This window comes from Cupriavidus sp. WS (assembly GCF_000395345.1).
Lineage (GTDB): Bacteria > Pseudomonadota > Gammaproteobacteria > Burkholderiales > Burkholderiaceae > Cupriavidus > Cupriavidus basilensis_B.
This window is the reverse complement of record NZ_AQPL01000215.1, coordinates 1-1,735: the sequence shown is the minus strand read 5'-3', so window position 1 is coordinate 1,735 and position 1,735 is coordinate 1. Positions and strand designations below refer to the sequence as shown.

Sequence of the window (1,735 nt, the reverse complement as noted above, 5' to 3'; positions counted from 1 at the left end):
CCGGCTGGCTCGCCCACGGCCACGCGGACGACCTCGCCGCGCGCGCGCCGTCGGCCGAGCGCTTCGCGCGCGAGGCGCTGGCCAGCCACGTGGTCTACGCGCCGGAAGTGCGCCATCCGGTGGAAGTGGCGGCCTCGGACGAGGCGCACCTGGTGGCCTGGCTGTCCAAGCGCCTGGGCGCGCCGCTGCGCGTGCCCGACCTGCGGGCCGAGGGCTACCGCCTGATCGGCGGGCGCCTGGGCGTGGCCGAGGGCGGCCCGTCGGCCATGCTCATGTACGAGGCCGACAACGGCAGCCGCGTCTCGCTGCAACTGCGGCACATGGCGCCCGGCACGGCGGACGCGGCTTTCCGGCTCGAGCGCCTGCCCGGCAATGCCGGCGGTGCCGGCGCCGCCGCGGCCTTCTACTGGGTGGACCGCGACCTCGGCTTCGCGCTGGCCGGACCGCTCGAGCGCGCGGCGCTGCTGGCGCTGGCGCAGGCGGTCTACCGCCAGTACCAGGACGGCTGAGACGGTGGCGGGGCCGCCGCCGCGATGCCGAAAAAGATGTCACGATTCGCCGGCACCAGGCGAGCGCGCGCGCGGTCCAACCGGACAGGCGCGCCGGGCGCCGGCCGGCGCGCGCGAACCTGCATGCAACAAGGAATGCCAACGATGCTGATCCCTTCTCCCAAATGGCTGCGCGGCGGCGACATCGCCGCCAGCGAGATCACGCCGCGCAGTGTCTTCGAATCGCGCCGCCGCCTGATGGCGCTGGCCGCGGCCGGCGCCGCCGGGAGTACCCTGGCGCCCTGGTTCGCGCGCAGCGCGCTGGCGCAGGCGCCGCGCGGCCGGAAGCTCGCGGCCACGCCCAACAACGCCTACGTGGTGCCGGAAAAGCGCACGCCCTACGAGGACGTCACCACCTACAACAACTTCTACGAGTTCGGCACCGACAAGTCCGACCCGGCGCACAACGCCGGCACGCTGCGCACGCGCCCGTGGCAGGTCGCCGTCGAGGGCCTGGTGAAGAAGCCCAGGGTCTACGACATCGACGAGCTGCTGCGCCTGATGCCGCTGGAAGAGCGCGTCTACCGCATGCGCTGCGTGGAAGGCTGGTCGATGGTGATCCCGTGGAGCGGCTATTCGCTGGCCGAGCTGATCCGCCGCGTCGAGCCGCAGTCCGGCGCCAGGTACGTGGAATTCGTCACCCTCGCCGACAAGAAGCAGATGCCCGGGCTGGGCAGCCGCGTGCTGGACTGGCCGTACACCGAGGGCCTGCGCATGGACGAGGCCATGCATCCGCTGACCCTGCTGGCCTTCGGCCTGTACGGCGAGGTGCTGCCCAACCAGAACGGCGCGCCGGTGCGCGTGGTGGTGCCGTGGAAGTACGGCTTCAAGAGCGCCAAGTCCATCGTCAGGATCCGCTTCGTCGACCAGCAACCCAGCACCAGCTGGAACCTGGCCGCGGCGCAGGAATACGGCTTCTATTCCAACGTCAATCCGGACGTGGACCACCCGCGCTGGAGCCAGGCCACCGAGCGCCGCATCGGCGAGGACAAGAGCGGCGGCGGCTTCAGCGCGCTGTTCGCGCCCAAGCGCAAGACGCTGCCGTTCAACGGCTACGCGCCGCAGGTGGCGTCGCTGTACCAGGGCATGGACCTGAGGAAGTTCTTCTGATGGCGCGGCCGGACCTGTCGCCGCCGCGCGCCGGGGCGGGCAGCGGGCGCGCCGCGCGGCCCGCGCCGGCGGGCCTG

At 72.6% G+C, this 1,735-nt stretch carries 1 protein-coding gene and 1 pseudogene; both read left to right on the top strand.

Annotated features, from left to right (window positions below; genetic code table 11):
• Positions 1-509: pseudogene (locus K206_RS43760) on the top strand (anti-sigma factor); the annotation flags it as partial.
• A gap of 144 nt (positions 510-653) precedes the next feature.
• Positions 654-1,658 (top strand): protein-methionine-sulfoxide reductase catalytic subunit MsrP, encoded by a 1,005-nt coding sequence (gene msrP, locus K206_RS0118200; protein WP_020203827.1) that lies wholly within the window; start codon positions 654-656, stop codon positions 1,656-1,658.
• Positions 1,659-1,735: the final 77 nt, after the last annotated feature.